The sequence below is a fragment of the Lentzea sp. NBC_00516 genome (genome assembly GCF_036346835.1).
GTDB lineage: Bacteria > Actinomycetota > Actinomycetes > Mycobacteriales > Pseudonocardiaceae > Lentzea > Lentzea sokolovensis.
The window spans coordinates 1,562,525-1,580,790 of sequence record NZ_CP107840.1 but is presented as its reverse complement, the minus strand read 5'-3'; the positions used below and the strand labels follow the sequence as shown (position 1 = coordinate 1,580,790).

General features: G+C 69.3%; 19 protein-coding genes. 7 read left to right on the top strand and 12 right to left on the bottom strand.

Going from position 1 to position 18,266, the window contains the following annotated elements:
* Window positions 1–88 precede the first annotated feature (88 nt).
* The 8 genes from OG205_RS06965 to sigJ form a co-directional block, all read right to left on the bottom strand.
* The gene (locus tag OG205_RS06965) at window positions 89–1,921 is read right to left on the bottom strand and encodes a glycoside hydrolase family 3 protein (protein ID WP_330275412.1); all 1,833 of its coding nucleotides are present in this window, start codon (window positions 1,919–1,921) and stop codon (window positions 89–91) included.
* A gap of 18 nt (window positions 1,922–1,939) precedes the next feature.
* Window positions 1,940–3,529: a glucoamylase family protein gene (locus tag OG205_RS06960; protein ID WP_330275411.1), complete on the bottom strand. Its 1,590-nt coding sequence runs from the start codon at window positions 3,527–3,529 to the stop codon at window positions 1,940–1,942.
* 19 nt (window positions 3,530–3,548) lie between these two features.
* Window positions 3,549–4,376 carry a carbohydrate ABC transporter permease gene (locus OG205_RS06955; RefSeq protein ID WP_330275410.1) on the bottom strand — a complete coding sequence of 276 codons (828 nt, stop codon included), beginning with the start codon at window positions 4,374–4,376 and terminating at the stop codon, window positions 3,549–3,551.
* A gap of 1 nt (window position 4,377) precedes the next feature.
* Entirely contained in the window at window positions 4,378–5,274 is an 897-nt protein-coding gene (locus tag OG205_RS06950; protein WP_330275409.1) for a carbohydrate ABC transporter permease, read from the bottom strand.
* Window positions 5,271–6,545: a sugar ABC transporter substrate-binding protein gene (locus OG205_RS06945; RefSeq protein ID WP_330275408.1), complete on the bottom strand. Its 1,275-nt coding sequence runs from the start codon at window positions 6,543–6,545 to the stop codon at window positions 5,271–5,273. Before OG205_RS06945 ends, OG205_RS06950 begins: the two co-directional genes overlap by 4 nt.
* Window positions 6,546–6,592: 47 nt before the next feature.
* Window positions 6,593–7,627, bottom strand: coding sequence for a LacI family DNA-binding transcriptional regulator (locus OG205_RS06940; protein ID WP_330275407.1), 1,035 nt, complete (start codon window positions 7,625–7,627; stop codon window positions 6,593–6,595).
* Between the two features lie 290 nt (window positions 7,628–7,917).
* Window positions 7,918–8,589 carry a DinB family protein gene (locus OG205_RS06935; protein WP_330275406.1) on the bottom strand — a complete coding sequence of 224 codons (672 nt, stop codon included), beginning with the start codon at window positions 8,587–8,589 and terminating at the stop codon, window positions 7,918–7,920.
* A gap of 9 nt (window positions 8,590–8,598) precedes the next feature.
* Window positions 8,599–9,468: an RNA polymerase sigma factor SigJ gene (sigJ, locus tag OG205_RS06930; RefSeq protein WP_330275405.1), complete on the bottom strand. Its 870-nt coding sequence runs from the start codon at window positions 9,466–9,468 to the stop codon at window positions 8,599–8,601.
* 126 nt (window positions 9,469–9,594) lie between these two features.
* Between sigJ and OG205_RS06925 the strand changes: the two genes are divergently transcribed.
* Together OG205_RS06925 and OG205_RS06920 are read left to right on the top strand one after the other, a co-directional pair.
* Window positions 9,595–10,161, top strand: coding sequence for an NADPH-dependent FMN reductase (locus OG205_RS06925; protein WP_330275404.1), 567 nt, complete (start codon window positions 9,595–9,597; stop codon window positions 10,159–10,161).
* The gene (locus OG205_RS06920; protein WP_330275403.1) at window positions 10,158–10,598 is read left to right on the top strand and encodes a YybH family protein; all 441 of its coding nucleotides are present in this window, start codon (window positions 10,158–10,160) and stop codon (window positions 10,596–10,598) included. The genes OG205_RS06925 and OG205_RS06920 overlap by 4 nt, the downstream gene beginning before the upstream one ends.
* 11 nt (window positions 10,599–10,609) lie before the next feature.
* On the opposite strand, the gene OG205_RS06915 is transcribed toward OG205_RS06920, so the two are convergent.
* Both OG205_RS06915 and OG205_RS06910 read right to left on the bottom strand, forming a co-directional pair.
* Complete coding sequence (locus OG205_RS06915; RefSeq protein WP_330275402.1) at window positions 10,610–10,774, bottom strand: RGCVC family protein; 165 nt, start codon at window positions 10,772–10,774, stop codon at window positions 10,610–10,612.
* Window positions 10,761–11,909 (bottom strand): N(5)-(carboxyethyl)ornithine synthase, encoded by a 1,149-nt coding sequence (locus OG205_RS06910; protein ID WP_330275401.1) that lies wholly within the window; start codon window positions 11,907–11,909, stop codon window positions 10,761–10,763. The genes OG205_RS06915 and OG205_RS06910 overlap by 14 nt, the downstream gene beginning before the upstream one ends.
* 238 nt (window positions 11,910–12,147) lie before the next feature.
* Here OG205_RS06910 and OG205_RS06905 point away from each other — a divergent pair, with 238 nt between their 5' ends.
* The 3 genes from OG205_RS06905 to OG205_RS06895 all read left to right on the top strand — a co-directional run bounded on the left by OG205_RS06905 (window position 12,148) and on the right by OG205_RS06895 (window position 14,653).
* On the top strand, window positions 12,148–13,065 hold the full coding sequence (locus OG205_RS06905; protein ID WP_330275400.1) for a hypothetical protein: 918 nt from the start codon (window positions 12,148–12,150) through the stop codon (window positions 13,063–13,065).
* Window positions 13,066–13,134: 69 nt separating this feature from the next.
* Window positions 13,135–13,866, top strand: coding sequence for a GAF and ANTAR domain-containing protein (locus OG205_RS06900; RefSeq protein ID WP_330275399.1), 732 nt, complete (start codon window positions 13,135–13,137; stop codon window positions 13,864–13,866).
* A 43-nt stretch (window positions 13,867–13,909) separates the two neighbouring features.
* Window positions 13,910–14,653 carry a GAF and ANTAR domain-containing protein gene (locus OG205_RS06895; protein ID WP_330275398.1) on the top strand — a complete coding sequence of 248 codons (744 nt, stop codon included), beginning with the start codon at window positions 13,910–13,912 and terminating at the stop codon, window positions 14,651–14,653.
* 12 nt (window positions 14,654–14,665) lie between these two features.
* Here the strand turns inward: OG205_RS06895 and OG205_RS06890 are convergent, their stop codons facing one another.
* Both OG205_RS06890 and OG205_RS06885 read right to left on the bottom strand, forming a co-directional pair.
* Window positions 14,666–15,538, bottom strand: a complete 873-nt coding sequence (locus OG205_RS06890) for a transglutaminase-like domain-containing protein (RefSeq protein WP_330275397.1) — start codon at window positions 15,536–15,538, stop codon at window positions 14,666–14,668.
* A 46-nt stretch (window positions 15,539–15,584) separates the two neighbouring features.
* On the bottom strand, window positions 15,585–16,082 hold the full coding sequence (locus OG205_RS06885) for a DUF5994 family protein (RefSeq protein WP_330275396.1): 498 nt from the start codon (window positions 16,080–16,082) through the stop codon (window positions 15,585–15,587).
* Between the two features lie 347 nt (window positions 16,083–16,429).
* Here OG205_RS06885 and OG205_RS06880 point away from each other — a divergent pair, with 347 nt between their 5' ends.
* The gene (locus OG205_RS06880; protein ID WP_330275395.1) at window positions 16,430–17,065 is read left to right on the top strand and encodes an ANTAR domain-containing protein; all 636 of its coding nucleotides are present in this window, start codon (window positions 16,430–16,432) and stop codon (window positions 17,063–17,065) included.
* 162 nt (window positions 17,066–17,227) lie between these two features.
* Window positions 17,228–18,265 carry a fatty acid desaturase family protein gene (locus tag OG205_RS06875; protein ID WP_330275394.1) on the top strand — a complete coding sequence of 346 codons (1,038 nt, stop codon included), beginning with the start codon at window positions 17,228–17,230 and terminating at the stop codon, window positions 18,263–18,265.
* The last annotated feature ends 1 nt before the right edge of the window (window position 18,266 follow it).

Genomic DNA, 18,266 nt, shown 5'->3' with positions numbered 1-18,266 from the left:
CCCTCGCGTCCGTGGGAACGCTCTCATGGTCTTGGGTGCGGCGCGGCCCGGTCAACGGCGCGATCGATTGATGTCCTGGACAGGTTTTCTAACGGTCGCCCGGCATCACTCCATGGCCGAACGGGAAGAGCGGGTCCTCGTAGCCCGCGACGTCCTCGGGGTGGCGGCGGACCTGTTCCATCGAGCGCGGCAGGTCGAACGGAAGCCTTCCCTGTGCCGGGCACACGCCCGTCAGCGCGTCGACCAGGGCCTCGTCGTTGGTGCCGTAGCTGACCACCAGGGTCGACGCGACCTGAAGCAGTGGCGTCAGGACGGCCGGGCGGTCCAGCGTCACGTCGACGACCAGTGGACAGGCCTCGGCGATCCGCGCCAGGCGTGAGGCCAGGCCCGGCTGGAAGTCCAGCGAACCCTGGTGGAACCACGACTCCAGAAACAGGTCCGATCGCGGATCGAACGGGGCCATCAGCCGCACGAGCGCGAAGTCGGCCTCTTCTGGCGTGGCTACGACGGTCCCCAGACGCGCTGCGGCCTCGGGCGAGACGTTCTCCACGTAGACCTTCAAGCCTGACTGCAATGGCAGACCCGAGCCCGCCTGCAGCACCGTGACCGACCTGGCCTGCGCTTCGTGGCCCTCGTCGCGGAAGTCCTGCCGTCCCACAACCTCCGCCGCCAGGTCCTCGTCGACGAACGGGTCGTCGAAGAGGCCGAGGAGGAACTTGACCTTGAGCAGCCTGCGCGCCGACTCCTCGATCCGCTCCTCCGAGACTCGGCCCTGCGCCACGAGTTCGAGCAGTACCTCGACGCATTCCTCGCCACCGAACTGGTCGGCTCCCGCAGCAAGAATGAGTTCCATGCGTCCGTGCGCGTCGAGGTGTTCGACACCCCAGGCGCGTGCGGGGAGCACCTTGTCGCCGACGTGGTTGTCCATGACGAGTTCCCAGTCGGTGAGCACCACGCCGTCGAAGCCGAGGCCCTCGCGCAGCATCCCGGTGACGACCTGGCGGTTGTAGCCGAAGCCCACCTCCTCGATCGCCTCGCCGTCCACCTCCAGGCCGACGGGCATCCCGTAGTACGGCATCACCGCCGCCGTGCCCGCCTCGATGACCGCGCGGAACGGCGCGACGTGGTCGTCGAACCGGCCGCCGGGATAGACCTGCTCACGGCCGTACGGGAAGTGCGCGTCCTCGCCGTCCTTCTGCGGGCCGCCGCCGGGGAAGTGCTTGCTGGTGCAGGCGACCGATTCCGAGCCCAGTGACGGACCCTGGAACCCGCGCACGTAGGCGACGGCGAGTTCAGCCGTCAGCGTGGTGTCCTGCCCGAACGTGCCCGCCTGCCGCGCCCACCGCGGCTCAGTGGCCAGGTCGATAGCGGGATGCAGGGCGCAACGGATGCCGGCCGCGAGGTACTCCTGGCGCGCGATGTCCGCGAACCGTTCCACCAGCGCCGGATCACGCAGCGCCGCGAGGCCCAGCGACTCGGGCCACTGGGAGAAGGCCTTGGCGCTGAACGAAACACCCGCGTTCTCGATGAACGCGTGCCGCGGGTCAGTGGAGATCGTCACCGGGATTCCGTGCGGCGTGCTCTCGGCGATGAGCTGGAGGTTGTTGTACCAGCGCGCCGCCATGCGGGCGTCGTCGAGCGCGTGCACGTTGAAGTGCGACAGGTGTTTCTGCTTCACCACAACACTGGTCGGCGACTTGCTGATGTCGCCGGGCGCCTCCTTCACCGTGCCGTCCGAGCCCGCCTCGATGACGGTGTGGAACAGCAGGCCTGCCTTCTCCTCCAGAGTCAGGCGTCCCAGCAGGTCCGTCACGCGTTCCGCCACGGGCAGGCGTGGATCCTCGTAGGGGTCCATGACGCCGTTGCCGTTGAGGTCGCGGTACTCGACACCGTCCTCGGAAATCAGCCGTACGGGCCGCATGCCTTACCTCCCTTGCTCTCAGACTCGGCTCGCACCGAACTCCTCGACACCGATCACCGGCCGGAGCGCGCGCTCGACGGCCGGCGTCGCGAACGCCCGGCGGATCACGTCGCGGCACAGGACGTTCCCGATCGCTCCCATGACCATCGCCTGGTCCAGCGAGAGGTAGCGCCGCGCGATGGTGCCCGACCGCACGGCGACCGAGTCGAAGAACCCGCCCGTCCCGTAGGCGCGGAGATCGTTCTGGATGCCGACGAGGTTCGTGTACGCCTCGTCGCGTTCGTGCATCATCGCCAGGAACGCCGCGTGCGGGGTGACCACGCCGTCGCCGTAGGTCGGCGTGGGGGCGGTGGCCGGACGGCACGAGCCGAAGCCGACGTCGTAGTTGGTCATCTCCTGGTCGGAGAAGTAGCCGCTGGCCGGGTTGCCGGGCTCGCCGCCGGGCCCGATGCCCAGCGCGTCGACGCCGTACTCGCGGTACCCGCCGGCCGGGTTGCTCGCCGGGCTGAAGCCCCAGAAGCCGTACTTCGCTTCCAGCAGACCGTGTTCCCGCTGAGCCCGGACGTGCAACGGGTGGTTGCGGCCCCACGACCGCGGCGCCCACTTCGCCTCGGGCACGAACACGTCCGGCATCAGCTCCTCGAACATCGAACCGCCCCAGCCCGGCACGATCCGCATGCCGCGATAGGTGTAGGCGCCCTCGAAGACCTCGATGCCGTAGTAGGTCCGGTTCTCCCCCACCGGCTGCATCTCGTGCCACGACCAGTCGCACGACGCCGGCAGCGTCCGCCACATCGCGAAGTACTGCTTCGGCGGGATCTGGCCCGTGATGATGCCCAGGTAGCTGGTGATGCGCGTTTCGGACACCGTGGTGTCGTAGTGGTGCGTGGTCAGCCAGACCGGGTCGCCGCCGATGTGCGTGCCCTGGTAGACCCCGCCGGGCCGGTCGTGGTCGAACGGGAAGAACCCGCCGTGGATCAGGCCGCCCGGCCGCACGGGGTGCGCGGGATCGTCGCCGGGGTTGTAGAACGCGTCCCACCGCATCCGGCCGAAGATCCGCTTGGCCAGGCCCGACGCCGCGCGGTCGGCCTCCGCCACGACGCGCAGTGCCGCGCCGAGCCAGCCGTTGTCCACGCTGGAGCAGAACGGGTGGACGACGGCACCCGTGCCGGGCCAGGCGCGCAACGCCTCCCCGGTCTCCTCGTCGTACCAGTTGTAGTACATGCCACTCGGGGTGTGGTGTTCCATCCGGTCCAAAGTGGACAAAGTGCGGACCAGTCGTGCCGACGCCTCGCCCGAGGTGATGAGACCGAGTTCGCGGGCCACGATCGCCGACCACAGGTACCCGCCGATGTTCGTCGGCGACGTGTAGCCAGAGCGGTCGGACGCGGCGAGCGACTCGGGGATGTTGTCCGCGGGCAGACCCGTGCGGGACGGGGTCATGGCGACGAGGCTGCGCCAGGTGTCTTTAGCCCATCCACGCACTCGGACGGGGTCGGCGGTCAGCACCTTCCGCGCCGGAGCGGCGGAGGCGAACGAGGGAACGGCGAGCGTGGCCGCGCTCGCGACGAGCAGTGTTCGGCGGGTGATCCTTGCTGGCGTTGCCATGAGAGTCCCCTTTGGACGATCACTTGATGCCGGTGGTCGCGATGCCTTCGATGAAGCGCCGCTGGAAGACGAGGAACACGAGCAGGACCGGGACGACGACGATGGTGGCCCCGGCCAGCAGCAGGCCGTACTGGATCGAGTTCTGGCCGGTCGAGTACAGGGCCAGCGCGACCGGGAGCGTGTACTCGCTCTCCTGCTGCGCCACGACCAGCGGCCAGAGGAAGTTGTTCCAGCTGCCCAGGAACGTGAGGATGCCGAGGGTGGCGAGCGCGGGCCCGCACAACGGCAGGATGATCCGGGCGAAGATGCGCACCTCGCTCGCTCCGTCGACGCGGCCGGCGTCGATCAGCTCCGTCGGCAGGCCCGTCATGAACTGCCGCATCAGGAAGACGCCGAACGGGGAGACGAGGAACGGCAGGATCAGCGCGGGCAGCGAGTTCGCCAGGCCCGCGTTGACGACGAGGACGTACAGCGGCACGAACGTGACGACGCCCGGGATCATCAGGGTCGCCAGGACGACCGCGAACAGCGCCCGCTTCCCGCGGAACTCCAGCTTGGCGAGCGCGTAGCCCACCATCGAGCAGAAGAGCAGGTTCCCGGCGGTCACCAGGACGGCGACGATCGCCGAGTTGAGGAAGTACGTCCCGAACCGCAGGCGGGAGAACAGCTGCGTGTAGTTGTCCAGGGACGCGGACTCCGGCAGCCACGTGGGCGGGTTGGCCAGGATCTCGCCCTCGCCCTTGAAGCTGCCCAGCACCATCCAGACGAACGGCGCGATGACGGCGACGAGCGCGACCGTGAGCGGAACGTAGATCCACCAACGGTTCTGCGTGCGTTGCCCGGTCATGTCAGCCCCTCTCCCGCAGCAGGCGGAACTGCAGGGCGGTGACGATCGCGATGACCACGAAGATCAGGTAGCTCATCGCGGAGGCGAAGCCGTAGTTGCCGAACCCGAACTGCCGGTAGGTGTACATCGACGCGGAGATCGTCGAGTTGAGCGGGCCGCCGTTGGTCATGACGTACGGCTCCTCGAAGAACTGCAGGTAGCCGATCGCCGTCGTCACCGACACGAACAGCAGCGTCGGGCGCAGCAACGGCAGCGTGATGTACCGGAACCGCGTCACCGCTCCGGCGCCGTCGATCGAGGCGGCCTCGTGCAACGACGCCGGTACCGCCTGCAGCCCGGCCAGGAAGATGATCATCGCGGTGCCGAAGTTGCGCCACGCGGCCATGAGGATCAGCGCGGGCATCGACCAGTCGGGGTCACCGAGCCAGTTCGGCCCGGTGATGCCGACCCAGCCCAGCACGGTGTTGATCAGCCCGAACTCGTCCTGGAGCAGGAACCGCCACACCACCGCGACCGCGACGATCGACGTGATCACCGGCGTGTAGAACCCGAGCCGGAAGAACGCGCGGAACCGCGAGATCCCCTTGTCCAGCACGACAGCTGCCACGAGCGCGACGGCGAGCGTGAGCGGCACGCCGACCAGCACGAAGTACGCGGTGTTCGCCGCCGCCGTGCGGAACAGCGGGTCGGCGAACGCCTGGACGTAGTTGTCCAGCCCGACGAACTCCACGGCGAACGGCGTGCGCAGGTCGCGGTTGCGGGTGTCGGTGAAGCTCATGAACAGCGACTGGATCACCGGCCACGCCGTGAAGACGAGGAACAGCAGGCAGAACGGGAGGATCAGCAGCCAGGCCGCCCGCTCCGCGCCTCGGCGGCGGGCCGGAGCGGTCAAGCTCACCGGCCGGTGCCGATCGAGTCAGCCGATGCCTGGGCCGCCTTGAGAGCAGCGGCCGGGTCGGCGCCGGAGCGGGCCACCTTCTCGACCTCGGTGTCGAGCGCGGTGATCGCCTGCTCCCAGGTCGCGAAGGTCGGCGGCGCCTGCGCGGTGTCGAGCTGCTTGCCGAACTTCGCGAGCTTCGTGTCGGCGGCGAGCGCCGAGTCCTGCCAGGCGCTCTTCACCGACGGCAGGTCGGTCGACTGCTGGTACCACTTGGCCTGGGTCTGCGGGTTCGCCAGCCAGTTCACGAACTTCCAGGCGGAGTCGCGGTTCTTGCTCTCCTTGAAGACGACGAAGTTGCAGCCGCCCACGAAGCTCGACGACGTCTTCTTCACCGGCATCGGCATGACGTCGTACTTGTCCTTGAAGCCTTCCCCGCCGAGCTTCTCGACCGCGGACATCATCCAGGGACCGGAGATGAACATCGGCACGCGCCCGCTGACGAAGTCCGGTTCGGTCGTGGGCTGCGCGGGGGCTTCCTTGTCCGCGATGCCCTCGTTGAAGAAGGAGCCGTAGTACTTCAGCGTCTCCTGCATCTCCGGGCTGTCGAAGTTGTAGGCGGCGTCGTTGTTCTTGGTCAGCGCCGCGCCGTTCGACCACGCGAAGGGCAGCAGCGACTGCCACGAGCCGGTGCCGCCGGCCTGCAGCCCGATGCCCCACTTGGCGCCCGACTTGGCCTGCAGCGCTTTCGCCATCTCCTTGAGGCCCGCCCAGTCGGTGGGCGGCGTCTCGTACCCGGCCGTCTTCGCGAGGTCCTTGCGGTAGTAGAGAAGCCGCGTCTCCACGTACCAGGGAATGCCGTACGAGGTGCCGCCGACCTCGGTCGTGCGTTGCGCGCCTTCGAAGAACGCCTTCTTGTCGATCGAGGACGGCGTCGCGTCGAGCGCACCCAAGCCCGCGAACTCGCCCATCCACGTCGATCCCACCATGGCCGCGTCGGGCGCCTGGCCCGCCGTGATCGCCGAGGTGAACTTGTTGTGCGCGGCGTCCCACGGGATGGCGGTCACCTGGACGTCGACGCCGGGGTTCGCGTCCTCGAACTCCTTCGCGAGCGCCGGGAGCTTCTCGCCCTCGGCACCCATCGCCCACACGGTGATGGTGCCCGTGGCAGGGCCCTGCGCGATGTCGGCGCTGCTCTGACCACCGGTCTGGTCGTCGCCGCGCCCGCAGGCGGCCAGCACCAGCACGAGGGCCGACACCCCCGCGATCGACCTGGAAGTTTTGCGCACCATTGCTTTTCGCTTCCTTTCGGCGTTCGTCTCGAGTAGACGGTGGTGAATCAGGTGACAGGCAGGCAGCCGCACGAGGTGCGCACCACCAGCCGCGTCGGCAGCATTTGGGCGTAGGTTCGCGGTGACTCGCCGCCCACGAGTTCGTGCAGGCGATCCGCGGCCAACGCGCCCAGTTCGTGCACGGGCTGGCGCACGGTGGTCAGCCCCGGCCGCACGTACCGCGCGGTCATGACGTCGTCCCAGCCCACGATGGCGATGTCGCCGGGTACGTCCCGGCCGGCGTCCTGCAGCGTGGTCATGATCGACAAGGCCAGCTCGTCGTTGGCACACATCAGGGCGTCCGCCTCGTGCTCACCGGCCAGCAGCCGTTGCGCGAAGGCCGTGCCGTCGGCCTCGGACAGCCGGGCCAGGACGGGTTCGGCGGCCTTGAGACCCCGATCCCGGTGCGCGGCGAGGTAGCCCGCGTACCGGTTGCGGATGTCGGGACCGCTGTCCGGGTCGCCGACGAACAGCGCCCGCCGCCGGCCGTGGTCGAGCACGTGCCCGGCCAGCTCCCGCGCGCTCTCCAGGTTCTCCGCCGCGACCGCCTCGATGCCGTCCTGCGGTTCGCCCGCGATGACGACGACCGGCTTCTTCGCGCGCAGCAACCGCACGAGGTCGGCCGGAATCGCCGCCGAGCCGAACACCGCGATGGCGTCGACCCTGGTCGCCAGCTGCCGTACCGCCGCGGCCATGTCGGTGCGGCTGTTGGTGAGCACGAGCACCACGGACTGCGCGAGCTCGGCGGCACGAGCCTCGAAGCCCATCAGCAGTTCGGCGTAGTAAGGACCGGACAGTTCCGGCAGCACGAGCCCGTGTGCCTCGTGGTGCCGCACGGCGAGACTGCGGGCCGCACCGGTCGGCACGTAGCCGAGCTCCTCGACGGCCGTGAGCACCTTCTGCCGGGTGGCCTCGGCCACGACGGTCGCGCCCTGGAGCACCCGCGACACGGTGGCGATCGACACGCCGGCGTGGTCGGCGACCGAGTAGATCGTCGCTCCAGCGGACCGGGCCTCCGCAGAGGCTGGGTGCTGCTTCGCCATGCGCTGCCTGCCGCCCTCGTCGTCGTTGATCGAGATGTAAGCGCTTACATGTCACGCTTCGTAATGTAAGCGCTTACATAGTCGTGTTTCGGCAAATATAGGCACGAGTGGACGCCCGACACAAGGGCCGTCAGCGATGGTTGCTTGCTGGCAACCTGAAGAAAGCGCAGGTCAGGAACGCGCGAAGCCGCCAAAAGAAGTTTGCACGGCTAAGAGCGTGCCTCGATGGCGTCGAGGTCGCGGGTGGCGTAGCGCAGGTGCTCCCACTCCTCCACGAGGATCGTGCGCAGTCACGAACCCGTGGTCACTTCGTGCTCAGGACTCCAGGGGTTGCTGCGCGTCACGGCCAGGTCGGCCGCGGTCACCCCGGCCAGGAAGTCGCGCACCATCGCCATCCGGCCGGCCCGCGCTTCCAGCACCTCGGCGTACGGCGGGGTGCCCGGCACGAAGACGGACAGGTCGTACCCGTCGGTCCCGTACTCGGCGTTCGGCAGGCCCAGCGGGTGGTAGGGCTTCTCGTGGCCCAGGACCGGCCCGCCCAGCCAGGTGTCCGTCGCCATGATCAGGTGGCGGACCGTCTGCGCGAACGACCACTCGCCGTCCACCGAGACGTCCTCCGTGCCCGGCGGCATTCCGGCGACTCGCCGCAGGGCCGCGTCCCACGCCGCTTCGGCCTTGGCCCAGGCCGCGCGCAGCCCGTCCGGATCCTTCGCCCGCCGCTCCCCTCGTCCGGGAAAGCGCCGGTCGAGCTCGGCCTCCACGAACGGCGCGACGTCGACCCCGTTGACCAGCAGCGCGTTCTCGCCGCCGAGCAGCCACGGCGCGTCGATGTCGGCACCGGCGATGTCGACCGCCCGCATGACCACGCCGGACAGGTCCGACCGCGTGAAGCGCGCGCCCCGCAGACTCACGTCCGCGAACGCGGCGCTGGTCAGATCGTCAGGATGGCTGAAGGTCACCATCGGCCGACCCTACTGCCAGGCGCGGAGCTTCTCCGGGTTGCGGACGGCCCAGATGCGGGTGATCCGGTCGCCTGCGATGTCGAACGCGTAGACCGACGACGTCACGCCGTCGTTCTCGATCAGCAGACCGGGCCTGCCGTTGACGGCGCGCTCGGTGATCGTGAAGTCGCCGGGAACCCTGGTGGCGACGGCGACGACGAACCGGGCGATCCGGTCCCCGCCCTCGATCGGGTCGAGCACGGTGGTGACCAGGCCGCCGCCGTCCGCCGTGAAGGTCGCGCCGGGGTCCAGCAACCCGACCAGGGCGGGGATGTCCCTGGCCTCCCAGGCGTGCTTGAAGTCGCGGACCAGGCCGGCGTGGTGGACGGCCAGTGCGGCGGGCGGCACGGACGTGCTGACGCGGCGGCGTGCCGCGGAGGCGAGTTCACGGCACGCGGCCGGGGTGCGGCCGGTGATCTCGGCTATCTCGTTGAACGAGTAGCGGAACACGTCGTGCAGGACGAGCGCGACGCGTTGGGCAGGCGTCATCGATTCGAGGGCGACGAGGAACGCCATGCTGACCGACTCGTCCAGGGTGACGCGGTCGGCCGGGTCCGCGGTGGTCCCCTCGGCGGGGTCGGGCAGCGGCTCGGGGATCCACTCGCCGACATAGCGCTCCCGGCGCGCGCGGGCCGACCCCAGCAGGTCGAGGCAGATGCGGCTGGTGACGGTGGTGAGCCAGGCGCCGGGAGAGGCGATCTCGTCCTGCTTCGGCCCGGACAGCGCGTACCAGCGGGCGTAGGCCTCCTGGACGGCGTCCTCGGCCTCGGCGAGGGATCCCAGCAGCCGGTAGCCGAGGTTGATCAGATGGCGTCGCTCGCCGAGGATCGCGTCGGTCACCGGTGCTCCTGTCCGTTCGTGGCTTCACCCAGTCTGACGAGACAGCGCGCCGGAATGTCAGGCCTGACGTTTCCCGGAGTCGTCTCGTCGTAGTGCTCGGAAGCGACACACGAACGAAGGAGACCGATGATCAGGATCGGCATCGTCCTCGGCAGCACCCGGCCGGGTCGCCGGGGCGAGCAGGTGGCCCGATGGGTGGAGCAACGGGCGCGGCTGCGCGCGGACGCGGAGTTCGAGGTGATCGACCTGCTCGCGCATCCGTTGCCGCACCTGGACGAACTGCCCGGCGAGTACGAGCACCCGCACACCAGGGCGTGGGCGGAGACGATCGCCTCGTTCGACGGGTTCGTCGTGGTCACGCCCGAGTACAACCACTCGGCGCCGGGGGTGCTGATGAACGCGATCGACTTCCTGCGCGCGGAGTGGCGGGACAAGGCGGTCGGGTTCGTCTCGTACGGCGGGGTCGGCGGCGCCCGCGCGGTCGAGCAACTGCGGTTGATGTGCGGGGCGTTGGAGATGGCGGACGTGTCGTCACAGGTGACGTTGTCGCTGGCGACCGAGTTCGAGAACTTCGTGGTGCCGGCGCCGGGCGAGCACCACGTCGCCGCTCTGGACCGGACGCTGGACCAGGTCGTCGCCTGGAGCACGTCTCTTCTGCCACTGCGCGCCGGTTCCCCGGTGGCCGTGGCATGACCGTGCACAAAGGACGGATGATGGACGAGATCACCCAGCACATCACCAGGATCGTCGAAGGCATCGAGGCCAAGGACCTGGACGTGCTGCGGCGGCTGTACTCGGCCGACGTCGTGTCGTTCGACGTCGAGCCGCCGCTGCAGCACGCCGGCATCGACGCGAAGCTAGCGAACTGGGCCAAGGCGTTCGCGTTCTTCCAGGACGTGCGGTACGAGGTTCGCGATCTGGCGGTGACAGCGGACGAGAACGTCGCGTTCGCGCACGGCTTCGGACGACTGCACGGCACGCTGAAGAACGGCGTGCCGGTGGACGGGATGTGGGTGCGGGCGACGTTCTGCTGCCGCAGGATCGACGGGCACTGGCTGGTCACGCACGATCAGGTCTCGGTGCCGTTCGACATCGCCGGTGGCACGGCGGTGACCGGCCTCGAGCCCTGAACCGGCCCGGCTCAGGAGCAGATGCATCCTCTGGGCAGTGCGGAGGCCGCCGTCGCGGTGCAGTACCGCACTCCCAGCGGGTCGTGCTCGCGCCACGGGTGGGGACACACGTCGCAGGAGAGGTCGGGATCGGTGATCAGGGGCTCAGGCGTGGTCAGGGGCTCAGACGTGGTCATGCGGGTACTCCGATGAACGCTGCTGGAACGTGAGGATGCCGGGGTTCTGGATGACGCCGTCGCGGATCTCGATGGCGCGCCGGATGGTCTCCCCGGCGTCCCAGGCGCCCGTGAGGACGGTGCGCAGGTGCGGGAGCAGCGCCTCGCTGATCTCCCAGGTCGCCGAGTTCCACAGGTACGACGGGCTGTGGTCGACCCCGTAGTGCACGACGTGGTCGCCCACCACGAACGACGGCTCGGCGAACGAGGTGGGGCGGGCCCAGCTGAAGCCCATCCCCCGGTCGCACGACACGTCGATGACGAGGGTGCCGGGCGGCAGGGTGGGCAGGTCGTCGTCGATGAGGAACGTCAGCGGCTTGTCGGGGTCCTGCAGCACGCAGTTGACGATGATGTCGTGCTGCGCGAGGTAACCGGCGAGCGGGACCCGACCCTCGTCGGTCAGCGCGTGGCTGCGCCGCGGATCCTCGTCGTCGTGGTCGAAGTGGACCATCCGCGCCGAGTGGATCGGTGAGCTGACCGCGGCGACGCCGCGGTTGGTGAGGATGTTGACCTCGTGCACGCCGTGCGCCTTGAGCGCCGTGACGGCACCTCGTGCGGTGGCACCGAATCCGATGACGGCGGCGGTCAGCCTCCTGCCGTAGTCACCGGTCGAACCGGCGATCTGCAGGGCGTGCAGCACCGAGCAGTACCCGGCCAGCTCGTTGTTCTTGTGGAACACGTGCAGACCGAACGAACCGTCGGTGGTCCAGTGGTTCATGGCCTCGAACGCGATCAGCGTCAGCCGCCGTTCGATGGCCAGCTGGGTGAGCTTCGAGTCCTGCACGCAGTGGGGCCAGCCCCACAGCACCTGGCCCTCGCGCAGTTCCGCGACGTCCTCGGCGAGAGGTTTGGGCAGCAGAATGACGTCGCACTCCGCGATCAGCTGTTCGCGGGTGCGCAATCCCCCCACGGACAAAGAAAGTTGTTCGTCGGAGACACCGAAGCGCTCGCCATAACCGCGTTCGAGGAAGACGCGCTCACGCAGATCAGCGTCGATCCGGTCGAGGTGCAGCGGATGGATCGCCAGCCGGTGCTCGTTCTCCTTGCGCGACAGTGCGATGACGCCGAGACTGAGGTGCGCGGCACGGGTCAGCATCGACCGCTTTCCGCGAGAAGTTCTTTGGTGCAGAGCAGATCCGAGCTCAACTCGGCGCTCCCGCCTCCAGCCAGACGGCCGGGCTTCCTGGTGCGCCCAAGGCGGCACCAGCTTGACCGCTGCTGCACGACATGCCCTCGGTGGGTGCAGCTTACGCTAAAATCGGTGACGACCCGGCCGCTCCGGACCTCGGCGGTGCCCGCTCGCAACCGAATCCGGTGTGAGGTGCTCCCCCGTCATGATCGGCCTGTCCGAGGTCACGCGTCTGGAAGAAGCCACCCGCGCGTTGCGCGAACTCGACTACCGCAGCGGGGGCGAGCCCTGTCTCGACGGCGTCCGCCTGTGCCTGCGTGAGAACCTCCCGCTGCTCACCGCGCCCGCGTCGGAGCAAGTCCGGCAACGGCTGCACGTCGCCGTGGCGGACCTGCGGAACCTGGCGGGCTGGGTGTGCTTCGACGCCGGTCTGGTCGACAACGCGCAGAACCACTTCTGCCACGCCCTGGCGCTGGCCGGGCTCGCCCGCGCGGACGAGCTCACCGCCAACGTGTGTTACCGGCTCGGCCGCGTCTTCCTGCACCACGGGCACTTCGACGAGGCGCTGCGGTACTTCGACCTCGGTCAGCTCGCGGCCTCCCGCTCCGGCGACGGACTCGCGGCAGGCCTGCTGTCGGGCAACGCGGCCTGGGCGTGTGCGAAGAAGGGCGCCGAGCACAGCGCCCGCATGCTGCTCGACCGCGGCCGGGCGCAGTTCGACGCCGCGAGCCGCACGGGCGTGGCCGGCTGGGCGGCGTTCTTCACCCCTGCCGACCTGTCCGGGCTCGCCGGGGCCGTGCACGCGGACCTGGCGGTCACCGCGGGCAGGCACTACGCACAGACGGCCATCGTGCTGCTCACCACCGCGATCGACGGCTACGACGAGGGCATGGCCCGCAGCCGCACGCTCGGCCTGATCTCCTTGTCCACCAGTCATTTGATCGAGGGCGACCTCGAGGCGGGCGTGGAGGCCGGGCTGCGCGCGCTGGCGTCGTCGGGGCCGATCGGCTCCGCTCGCGTGCGCGACCGCTTCCGGCCACTCGCCTCGCACGCGCGCCGCCACCGCGGCCACTGCGGGGCGCGGGAACTGGCCGACCGGATCGACGCCGTCTCAGCGGCGTGAACGGGCGTGGCCCCTTCCGCTGTGCGCACCCTCGCGTGGGATGCTTCCGCACAACGGAAGGCGGAGTCGGTGAGCGGTGAGCGACTGGCAAAGGTGCTGGCGCATCTCGCCGGCGAGGCAGCGGCGAGAGGCGTGGCGACGTCCTGCGAGGCCGCCTGTGAGGCGTGCGTGTCGCTGATCGGGGTGACCGGCGCCCAGCTGACCCTGATGAACGGCACGGGCCGTGGCGAGTCGCGCTACGCCACCAACGACATCGGCGCCCAGCTCGAGAACCTGCGCTTCACCCTCGGCGAAGGACCGTGCGAGGACTCGATCCGCTCCGGGACGCCGGTGCTCGCCGGTGATCTGGACTCGTGGGACAGCGACCGGCGCTGGCCGTTGTACGTGCGGGCCGCTGTCGCCGCCGGGGCCAGGGCGGTCTTCGTGTTCCCGTTGCGCAGCGGCGCCATCCGGATCGGCGCGCTGGTGCTGCACCGGACGAGCCCCGGCCCGCTGACCCAGGAGCAGATCCTCGACGCGCACGTCGTCGCCGACGTCATCATGTCGTTGCTCCTGGACGAACTGACCATGGCGCACCTCGACACCGAGATCGTTCCACTGGACGGCATGCCGCTCAGCCGCGCCGAGGTGCACCAGGCCACCGGAATGCTGTCCGTCCAGATGGGGGTGAGCTTGGACGAGGCTCTGGTGCGGCTTCGCGCTCACGCGTTCGCTCATGACCAGCCGGTCGTCGACGTGGCCCGCGACATCGTCGGCCGACGCCTGCGACTGAGCCCGGAGAGCAGCTCTGATCCCCGATGATCACGCCCGCTCCCCGGCGAGAAGACCTACAGAGGTGACTCCCATGTTCCTGGAGAATCTGGCGGAGACGTTCGTCGAGCTGGCCGACACGCTGGTCGCCGACTTCGACTCGGTCGAGTTCATGCATCTGCTGGCCAACCGCTGCGTGGCCACGCTGGAGGTGGACGCGGCCGGCATCCTGCTCGTCGACCACCACGGCGAACTGCAGGTGGTCGGCGCCTCCAGCGACCGCGCCCGGCTGATCGAGCTCTTCGAGCTCCAGCACCGGCAGGGTCCGTGCATGGAGTGCTACCTCACCGGTGAACCGGTGACGGTCGCCGGCTTCACCGAAGCACCCCAGCGGTGGCCCGAGTTCTCCGCCGTGGCGAAGGACGCCGGGTTCGGCGCGCTGCACGCCCTGCCGATGCGGTTGCGCGAGCAGACCGTCGGGGCGTTGAACCTGTTCAGCGTCGAGGAGGGCGCGCTGAGCGAGCCGACGCTGCGGGTCGCGCAGGCGATGGCGGACGTCGCCACCATCGGCCTGCTCCAGGCCCAGGTCATCAGCCATCGCGAACTGCTGGCCGGGCAGTTGCAGCACGCGTTGCAGAGCAGGGTCCTGATCGAACAGGCCAAGGGCGTGCTGGCCGAACGGCTCCAGATCGACATCAGCACGGCCTTCGAGACGCTGCGCCGGTACGCGCGAAGCCACAACGACTACCTCAGCACCGTGGCGGCGGACGTCATCGCCGGCACGATCGACATGGCCGCGCTGACGGCCGTCGCCGAGGCGAGGCACCCGAGGCCGTAGTCGGAGCGAGCGTCACCCGCCCACGGGACTGAGCTCCTCCTCCGCGCGCACGACCATGGACTCCAGCACCGGGCCGCCGAACGTGGTGACCATGGCGACGTCCGCGGCGTCCCTGCCGCGGCCGATCACCACGCGTCCCTTGCGCGGCATGTTGTTGCGCGGGTCGAAGGTCCACCAGCGGTCCTCCAGCCAGACCTCCATCCACGCCGCGAAGTCCATCGGCGCGCCGTCGGGCGGCACGTCCAGATCCGGCAGGTAGCCGAAGACGTAGCGGGCGGGAATGTTGAGGGCGCGGCAGAACGAGATCGCCAGGTGCGTGAAGTCGCGGCAGACGCCGAAACCCGCGGCGTTGACGTCGGCCGCCGTGGACAGCGCGGTGGAGGCGCCGTAGCGGAAGCTGAGCGCCTCGTGGACGTACCGGCAGATCTCCCTGACCCGGCCGTAGCCGGGCGGATGGGCGCCGAACCTCGACCAGGCCTCGTCCCCGAGCACGTCGGACACGCAGTAGCGGCTGGACAGCGTGTACAGCAGCACGTCGTCGGGAAGATCGTCGGGCAACGCCTCCGGCACCGTCTCGTCGACGGCCTCGGTCTCGTCGGGGACCTCGGCCCACGCGCTGTAGTTCACCGTGGACAGTCCGGGCGGCAGCACCAGGCGCGCCAGCCAGTTTCCGTAGAGGTCGAAGTAGTGCCGCACCGGGGTGTCCGGCTCCACGGACATGCGCTCACAGCTGACTTTCACGTCGCCCTGGCGGTCAGGGCGCACCAAAAAGACCGCCGGGGTGGGCGCTTCGGCGCGGTAGGTGAACGCGCAACCGACGCGGAGCATTCGGGGTGCCCGCGTCGGTTGCGCCTCCTCGCGGCCGTTGTCGCGGTGCGAGGTCAACGAATGCGCTCCGAACAGTCGTCCGAAGCGCGTGGCAATGTGGTCATCAGAATCCTCGCGTCTCCTGCCTGATGACGTCCACAGTGGACTTGCGGGCGCGGAGCAGGGTCTCGACGGAGTCGGTGTTGTCCCGCAGAGCAGCGCGCATCATGGTCTGGTGAGCGGCGAACGGGTCGGCGTCGGGCGGCACGAGCAGCAGCGTGGTCCGGCTTCGGTCAGCCGCGACGACGTCCACGGTGTGCTCGGGCCTGGACCAGAACCCGCTGAGGCGGACCCGGACCCCGCCGACCGCGATCTGGCGCGGCGCGATGTCCCATTCGGTCAGGTTGTAGCTCACCCGCGGGATGTCGCCCAGCCGAACCGCCAGCACCGCGAGCAGTGCCGGCAGCTCGGCGGCGAGGTCCCGGGTACGTGGCCACCAAGCACCGTCGACGTGCCCCGTGGTGGGCGCCTTCGGCCGCAACCGCAATCGCAGCGGATACCGAGGCTGCTCGCTGGCCTTCATGGCCGGTGGGGCGTGGGAGAGGTGCGGAGCCGACATCATGCCGGGACTCCCGTCTCCGACCGGAAAACGGCCGGTTCTGGTTTTGCCGAGCACGACTTGAGCTTGACCGCTCAGGTGCGAGAAGTTCTCGACGAATTCGACACTACACTCCTCTCCGGCTGATCAACCGAAATAGTTCGAAGTATTTCCAAACGACTCCGTGCGCACGTCAGAGCCACTCAACCGTTCGGACGCACAATTCTCAGTCAGCTTCCCGACACACGGCTGACAGCGGCGAAAAATTCCTTCAGAAGGTTTGACACCTGTTGACCTGGCGTTACCGTGAAAACACCGCCCAGACCCTGCGGTCGCCGAGTACCACCAGTGAGAAATGGCGAGGTGACGCAGTGTCGGAACACCGCGTGGCACAGACGTTCCTCGAGCTGGCGGACACGCTCGTGGAGCGGTTCGACGGCATCGAGTTCCTGCACGACCTGGCGGAGCGGAGCGTCGAGCTGCTCGGCGTGGCCGCGGCGGGGATCCTGGTGGCCGACGACCAGGGCGAGCTCAGGCTGATGGCCGCGGCCGGCGACGGGGTGGGTTCCCCTGAGGAGTTCCAGAACGGCGAGGACTCCCGCTGGGCCGCGGTCGACGCGTTCCCGATGCGGATGCGCACGGAGGTCATCGGCTCGCTGAACCTGTTCCGGACGTCGCCCGGCGCGCTCCCGCCGGAGACGGCGACCCTGGCGCAGTCGCTCGCGAACGTCGCGACGATCAGCCTGCTGCAGGTGCGGGCGGTCCGGCAGGGCAGCGTCGTCGCCGAGCGGCTGCGGACCGCGCTGGACGGCCGCGCCGCGATCGAGCAGGCGAAAGGTGTGCTGACCGAACGGCTGGAGATCGGCGTCGCGGACGCCTTCTCCCTCATGCGGACCTACGCCCGCAATACCGGCCAGCTGCTCTCCGAGGTCGCCGGGCAGGTCAACGCCCGGTCGCCGGAGATCGCCGGCCTGACGAGAGTGAGCAAGCCGCGGCCCCGCTGGTGAGTGAAGTGCGCGCGGACAGGGTACAAAGGAGATAGCCCGTGCGTTCGAAGCTCCGCACGGGAGGTTCGCCGCCGGACCCTCCGCGAACATCACCGCTGTGCGTTCATTCCCGCCTTCGGCATGTCCGAGCCTCCCCGCAGCACCTCGACCCGGAGCAGGTACATGACCACGACGGACACCATCCCGACCTCGACAGCGGAACGACAGCCCGGCAGTGACTTCGCCCGGCTCACCAAGGAGCTCAAGGCGGCCGGCCTGCTGGACCGCCGGCGCGGCTACTACCTGCTGCGGATGTCGATCAACGCGCTGGCGCTCGCCGTGATCGCCGTGGCGTTCGTGTGGCTGGGCGACTCCTGGTGGCAGGTCATCACGGCGGTCGCGCTCGCCGTGGCCTCGACCCAGCTCGCCTTCATCGGGCACGACGCGGGACATCGGCAGATCTTCCGCAGTCACCGCAACAACAACGTGGTCGGGCACCTGCACGGCAGCCTCACCGGGATCAGCTACCAGTGGTGGGTCGCCAAGCACAACCGCCACCACGCGAACCCGAACCACGAGGACCAGGATCCGGACATCGAGATCCACGCCCTCGCCTTCAGCCGCGCGCAGGCCGAGACCAAGCGCGGTGTGTACCGCTGGATCACCCGCAACCAGGCGTTCCTGTTCTTCCCGCTGCTGCTCGCCGAGGCGGCCGTGCTGCGGATCTCCGGCCTGGTGGCCCTGTGCCGCAAGGAACTGCGCAACCCGTGGCGTGAGGCCGCCCTCCAGCTCCTGCCACTCGCCGCATACCTCGCGGCGGCGTTCATCGTCCTGTCACCCGTGAAGGCACTCGTGTTCATCGCGGTGCACCAGGGCCTGATGGGCGTCTACCTGGGCTGCTCGTTCGCGCCCAACCACAAGGGAATGCCGATCATCGCCGAGGGCCAGCGCCTCGACCACCTCCACAAGCAGGTGCTCACCTCGCGCAACGTCACCGGCGGCGTCTGGGTCGACGCGCTGCTCGGCGGCCTGAACCACCAGATCGAGCACCACCTCTACCCGCACATGCCGCGCCCCAACCTGCGCCGCGCGCAGCCCGTCGTCGAGGACTTCTGCGCCCGCCACGGCATCCCGTACAGCAAGACCACCATGGTCCGCTCCTACGCCGAGGTGCTGCGCCACCTGCACGACGCCGGGGCGCCGCTGCGCCGGGCGAGCTGAG